This window comes from Microcystis sp. M_QC_C_20170808_M3Col (assembly GCF_007095505.1).
Classification (GTDB): Bacteria; Cyanobacteriota; Cyanobacteriia; order Cyanobacteriales; family Microcystaceae; genus Microcystis.
The window spans coordinates 1-6,212 of record NZ_SFBY01000217.1; the positions used below are offsets into that span (position 1 = coordinate 1).

A 6,212-nucleotide genomic window follows, 5' to 3' on the forward strand; every position below is an offset into this window, starting at 1 on the left:
GCGTAAGACTTCTGTTAAAGAAGCAGCATCCCGGGTCGCGTCAACCCCATTCAGCGACCACCCTAAAAAAGTGGCGTGGTGAGGAATCGCCGTCCGTTTTACGGCGGCGAGGATGTCAATCTGCCCTATTTTCCTTAATCAGTAAACAGTGATCACTTCGATCATAGTCCATGACACAATCACAGCAATGACAGTCAAGACGGCATGGGAGAGGAAAGACCAGTAATGATCCGTGTTATCGTAAAAATGGGGATAGATGGGGGGTTTGGTCTTGCAAAATCGGCAAATAGGGATAAAATCAAAACAAGTTAATTTTTCGGCGACCATATCATGTTAACCCCATCGGATAGTAAATTATCTAAGCAGCAGCAGATTCTCTCGGCTGTTTCCGAAGAAGAACAGCTTAAACAGCAACGGATTCAGGAAGTGCTATTGTTAATAGATAGTTTATTCCAAAGAGAGGAAACGACTTTTAGGATTATCATCGACTGTCTTTACGATGTGGGTTCGTTAAATTTAATTAATAAAAAGTTTCCCCGTCGTAACTTAAATTTTATTATGAAAGCGATCGCTCGTTTTTCTAAGCCTATATTCAGAATTTATGCTCTCTATTGGGTGAAAAAAAATAGCCCTAAATTAATTACTAATTGGTTGGCTAGTAAGGTTAAATTCTAGCCAAGGATAAACTCCAGAGACAGTAAACAGTGATCAGTAAACAGTAAACAGTAAACAGTGACCAATAACTAACCACTGATAACTGATAACTGATAACTGATAACTGATATAGCGTTTCTCATAAAGATGAAGTATAGGCTAATCTGAGCCTGTCTCCTGACTCCCCAAAACGAAGACTTCGTACCTCACTATTAAGATATAGGGACTAAATTTGCACCTGTCTGAGATGACGACGGGGATCGGTGGTACGCTGAGATTTAATTTTCTCGTATAATTCCCGTTCGATCGCCGTTAACTGTTTGGGAGTATCGATGACAATTTTGACTAATTGATCGCCGCGTTGTCCTTTATTATCGATCCAACCTTTGCCGCGTAAGCGCAGGGATTGACCGGAACGAATACCGGCGGGAACTTTTACCGTCACCATGCCATCGGGGGTAGGAACTTCGATCGCTGTGCCTAAAACCGCCTCATCGGGAGTAATCGGGACTTCACAGGTTAAATTATCGCCTTCAAAAGTAAAGAAAGGATGGGGTTCTAATTGCACATCGAGAAATAGATCTCCCCGTTGTTTACTTAAGGGATCGATTAGTCCTTTACCCCGTACCCGGAGACGATTGCCGGTTTTAGTTCCTGGGGGGATTTTGATATCGATCATTTCTCCGGCTAAATTAACCCGTTTTTGGACTCCTCGTAAAGCTTCCGCAAAAGTCAGACGCAGTTTAGCGGTGGAGATACCAGAAGTGACAGATTGCGGTGGAGTACGAGCGCCGGCAAAGTCGTTAAAATTGCTAAAATCGCCAAATCCTCCCCCCGGAGTCCCGTAGGAATGGGAACCTGGGCGAGTACCGCCGGAGCGACCCATGCGACCGAGCAGTTCATTGATAAAATCATCAAAGGTGCTGTACTGGCTAAAGTCAAAACCGTCCGAACCAAAGTCACCCCCCGGATTACCACCGGGCCAATTCGATCGCCCGGCCTGTTGCCAATATTGTCCAAATTGATCGTATTTTTGGCGTTTTTCGCTATCGGAGAGGACTTCGTAAGCTTCACTAATTTCTTTAAAACGTTCTTCGGCGCTTTTATCGTTAGGATTGCGATCGGGATGATATTTGACGGCTAATTTACGAAAAGCTTTTTTAATTTCTTCAGCGCTGGCAGTTTTACCTACTCCCAGAACGGCATAATAATCTTTATAATCTGCGGCAGGCATCGATACGCTATCTCCTTAGCAATGAGGATTCAGTCGGGATATTCCTAATCTAACTTAATTTTATCGTTGTCAGGAGTCGGGAGTCAGGGGACAGGGGTCAGGGGATAGGGAAATGGGGAGATAGGGGAATAGGGAAATTTCAACTAATACCCCAAAACCCCAAAACCCTAAAATCCCAACACCCAAAACCCTTTTTACCTTTAATGTAACGTCCACTTTTTTACTTTTCACTTTTTACTTTTTATCTGGGGAAATTGTCGACGACGACGATACCAAGTTCCCACACCTACTAACAGAGCAATGAGGGTAAAAGCCACCATCAGGGGCAATATATCGCCTTTTCCTAAAGATTTTAAACCCGCACCCATCATGACAAAGGGTAAAATTCCGGGGACAGTGCCTAATAAAGTACCGATGAAATAATCGCGAAAACGGATAGAAGTTAATCCGGCAACAAAGTTAACGATACCGTAGGGAATAATCGGTAATAGACGGATAGCAAACATATAAAATAGTCCCCCTTGCTGCATTTCTGCATCGATCGCTTGCCATTTTCCCTGAAATTTTTTGGCGGTATATTCCCGGCCAATAGTACGGGTAAAAGCAAAGGCAACTATAGCGGCCACCAAAGCGGCGATCGTTGTCCAAACTGTTCCCATAACCACCCCAAAGATAGCCCCACCACTGAGGTTTAAGGGGGTAGAAGGCAGAATTAAAATTGTCCCGATCGTATAGAGAATAATATACAAAATGGGGGCCATAATTCCCATTTGTTTTAACCAGATCTGCAATTTTTGGGAGTCGATACCACCGATCAGATAAATTCCGATCGCCGTGGCGATAATACAAATTATGGTTAGGATAATGACACTACTTTTAGTTTTAGACATTTAACGGCAATTTTGGGCTAAGTGCGGGTGGCAAAACTGAGATGCAGCGGGGTTTGATATTTCTCTGTTGCCAAAAATATAGCAGAAATCAGCTGAGAATCGATCTCGATCTCAATATTAGCGGGCTGCCCTATCTGTCCCCAAATTACCCCCGATATCGCTGTGGGTAGTTTAGTTAACCTCCTCCAAAACCACGATCGAAAAACCATTGACTTTATAGCGATCGGCAATTACTGCCCCTTGATCCACAGACCAACAATTATAATCGGTTTCTGCCCAAGCTGCCGTGTCAATAATTCTTAGCCAACGATAATTATCGGGTGGTGAGGGAATGCGAAAATCCACCGGCAGATAATACATATTAATTAACACCAAAAAATCGTGATCGCCGACGGCACTACCATCAATTAAAAACCAAATAGAGCGATCATGGGCAGTTAAATCGCTAACCCCATCGGGTTTTTTAAATAAGTAGGTGACATTATTGCCCGCATCGAGAACCATATCGCCGTAGCGGTGCTGTTTGAGTGCTATATGATTCTGTCTTAAGTGAGCAATATAAGCGGCAAAAATAAATAAAGGATTGCGTTCTTCTTGATTAGTTCCCGTGCCAAAATTATTATGATAAGCTTCCCGATAACCCGTGGGCAGTAGATGGGGTGAACGGGTGGCGATCATATCATAATTATTCCAAGTGGCCACACTATCAATATTGTAGGGATTATTATTACCATTTTGGCTGCGGCCAAATTCATCACCCCAGACAGTCATCGGCACACCGCGAGACAAAAATTGAATCGTCCAAAAGTTGCGTAATCTTTGGCGACGTAAGGACTGATTACCGCCAGAATCCCAAGAATCGTTATTATTATTGCCGCCATCGGAAGGACCAAAAGGCCAGGGATTGAGGTTATTTTTATTGTTATAACTGACTAAATCCATCAGGGTAAAACCATCGTGGGCAACAATAAAACCGATCGATTTTTGTGGTCCGCCTTGGTCGTTAAAATTGCGATAATCTCCGTTCACCTGTTCGATGAATTGAAAAGTATTACTATTTCCCTTTAAAAAACGCCGGATTGCATCGCGATAACGGCCATTCCATTCTCCCCAACCCGTTGGGAAATTCCCCACTTCGTAACCCCAGATATCCCAAGCTTCGGCGATCATTTCCGCATCGTATTTCTTGCCTAATTTCTCGATCTTTTCTAACAAAGGATGTTTAGGAAAGAATTGTTTTTGTTTGCCCCAATCTTCCCGTTCATGACTAGAAGGAGTTCGACCGAGGACGGTGGCCAGATCAAAACGAAAACCATCAACTCCCATGGTTTCTAACCAATAGGTGAGGGAATCAAGAACCAGATTACAGGTGACAATATGGGAAAAGTTTAATTGATTTCCGCAGCCGGTGGCCCCATCGACTAGATAATGTTCATCGGTGAGTTGATAGTATTCCACCACATCAAAACCACCAAAACTAACAAATCCGGTGACATCGTTGCTGCCCCAATTGCCCCCTTCTCCCGTGTGATTATAGACCACATCGAGATAAACTTCTATACCTTGGTCGTGGAAAGCTTTGACCATGGCCTTAAATTCTCTGGTCGGTCCACCGGGGGAGCGATCATAAGCATAACGGCGATCGGGGGCGAAATAACCAAAGGTCATGTAACCCCAATAGTTACCACCCGGGCGATCGTCGGGGTTATTATCGTTAGCGGTTTCTTGGACCGGTAAGAGTTCGATCGTGGTAAATCCTAGTGCTTTCAGGTATTTGGCCATATAGCCGGCTCCCGCATAAGTTCCTCTGTACTGGTCGGGAACGTTAGCCACTTCCTCAAAACCCGTAATTCCCTTGAGAATATCTTCTAAACGACTAGCGGAGGGGTGATTGCTTAAACCGCGCACATGGGCCTCATAAATGATCGCTTTTTCGGCACCCAGACGGGGACGAATCCCGGTAGAAGTCCCATCCGGCGCGATAACAATGCCTTTGGGCGACCATTTGCCCGTATCGTATTGCCGCCGGATCATTCCTTTGTAGTCCCCTTCTCCCGTGGCATACATTCCCGCATTTTCTCCGGCCGCGATCATGGCCGGGGTTTCAAGGTCGTGGGAAAGTTCTCGCGTGTAGGGATCGAAGAGGACTTTATTGGGGTTAAAACGATGGCCGAAATCGTCCACATCTGCCCGAAAACCAGCGTTACTGTGACCTCTTTGCCATTTTTGATCAAATTGCCAATTGGAACCCCAACAGCGAAAAGCGTAGTAACTGCCCGGGGGAATACCGGCGATTTTTGCCCGCCATATATCATCATTTGGGTTTTTTGTCAACCAGTAATCATACTTAGCGTTTTCTCCCGTCGGGCGATCGTAGATTTCCAGAAGAATCTGACTGGCATTTTTAGAATAGACGGCAAAGGTGACACTATCGCCCCGATAATGCGCTCCGAGGGGATAGGTGGCATCGGCCCAGAGATGGCTATCTAAGGGGGCATAATTACCAGATTGGGGATGATTTTGACCGATCGCTGGCAACATAAATTGGCGGGATAATATCGCCTTTGATAATAGACATTTTTCGCTCAAGGAAATAAGAAAAAAATCTAAAGCTTGATCTCCCGGGAAAACAAGCTGTGCAATTTAACCTAGAGATAAATTTTCGGCTTGTAAACATCCATTTTCTCGATGCAAGTCCCATTCAAGATAGGCCAATCTTTCTTTAATTGCTCGATTTTATGCCGTCAGTAAACTAATTTGGTTAGATAAATCACTGACTAATTCTTCCAGATGGTGTAGATTGCTATGAGAATTATACATAATTTTCCTCTCTAAAGCCAGAATTGACAATCATCTTCTAATAAACTAGGACAAATTCCTTGTAAGCGTCGATGAGCAATAGCATCCGCTCCATGCAAAGGGATAGGTAAACGGGGGTCTTTGAGAGAACCATAGTGAAGTAAAGTTAATTTCAACGTAGTGTCAACTAACTGTTTTAAATTTACTTGTTCTCCTAATTCATGAACTTTTAAGCGTAAGGGACGAGGAACACCTATTTGTTCAGACACTTGGGAAGTTATCAAGATAACTTCCCGTTTTGATAAAGCAAAAGCTAATCCTAGGGACGTGACTTGACGAAATGGGGAAATCTGTATGCGATCGCCGACGAGTTGGGAGTAACTATTACTAATCTTAGAAATCGTTTAGAGAGTCTCCATTGGATTAAAGTCGATCAAAAAGTAATTTATCGGGCCAGTAATTTTCCCAAGAGATAGCTTAAATGTTCCGAGGGAGATTTTGCCCATCTCGATCGACCTATTTAGGGTCTGCTGAATAAATCTAAAAACCTTGTTGGGTAAGACTTTTAGACTTTTTGTCAATCAAAAAGTACCAGGCATGGGAGTGATCAGGGGGAAAATTCAGGTACTTTTTCC

The 6,212-nt window shown here is 43.8% G+C and carries 4 protein-coding genes and 2 pseudogenes; 2 read left to right on the plus strand and 4 right to left on the minus strand.

Going from position 1 to position 6,212, the window contains the following annotated elements; translation table 11 throughout:
• The first annotated feature begins 330 nt into the window (after positions 1-330).
• Positions 331-675 (plus strand): hypothetical protein, encoded by a 345-nt coding sequence (locus EWV84_RS09755; RefSeq protein WP_287077839.1) that lies wholly within the window; start codon positions 331-333, stop codon positions 673-675.
• 205 nt (positions 676-880) lie between these two features.
• Here EWV84_RS09755 and EWV84_RS09760 read toward each other — a convergent pair whose 3' ends face one another.
• The 4 genes and pseudogenes from EWV84_RS09760 to EWV84_RS09775 form a co-directional block, all read right to left on the minus strand.
• Entirely contained in the window at positions 881-1,888 is a 1,008-nt protein-coding gene (locus EWV84_RS09760; protein WP_287077840.1) for a DnaJ C-terminal domain-containing protein, read from the minus strand.
• A 227-nt stretch (positions 1,889-2,115) separates the two neighbouring features.
• A complete protein-coding gene (locus EWV84_RS09765; RefSeq protein WP_287077842.1) occupies positions 2,116-2,778 on the minus strand; it encodes a TVP38/TMEM64 family protein in 663 nt (220 codons plus the stop codon).
• 171 nt (positions 2,779-2,949) lie between these two features.
• Positions 2,950-5,319 carry a glycogen debranching protein gene (locus tag EWV84_RS09770; RefSeq protein WP_287077843.1) on the minus strand — a complete coding sequence of 790 codons (2,370 nt, stop codon included), beginning with the start codon at positions 5,317-5,319 and terminating at the stop codon, positions 2,950-2,952.
• Positions 5,320-5,609: 290 nt separating this feature from the next.
• Positions 5,610-5,903: pseudogene (locus EWV84_RS09775) on the minus strand (Piwi domain-containing protein); the annotation flags it as partial.
• On the opposite strand from EWV84_RS09775, the pseudogene EWV84_RS09780 reads away from it, so the two are divergent.
• Positions 5,901-6,053, plus strand: a pseudogene (locus EWV84_RS09780) (ImmA/IrrE family metallo-endopeptidase); the annotation flags it as partial. The pseudogenes EWV84_RS09775 and EWV84_RS09780 sit on opposite strands and share 3 nt — an antisense overlap.
• Positions 6,054-6,212: the final 159 nt, after the last annotated feature.

What these genes read in the sequence shown, in the direction of transcription:
- EWV84_RS09770 (WP_287077843.1), bottom strand. Translation starts at nt 5,319, where the DNA reads ATGTTGCCAGCGATCGGTCAAAATCATCCCCAATCTGGTAATTATGCC.
- EWV84_RS09755 (WP_287077839.1), top strand. Translation starts at nt 331, where the DNA reads ATGTTAACCCCATCGGATAGTAAATTATCTAAGCAGCAGCAGATTCTC.
- EWV84_RS09760 (WP_287077840.1), bottom strand. Translation starts at nt 1,888, where the DNA reads ATGCCTGCCGCAGATTATAAAGATTATTATGCCGTTCTGGGAGTAGGT.
- EWV84_RS09765 (WP_287077842.1), bottom strand. Translation starts at nt 2,778, where the DNA reads ATGTCTAAAACTAAAAGTAGTGTCATTATCCTAACCATAATTTGTATT.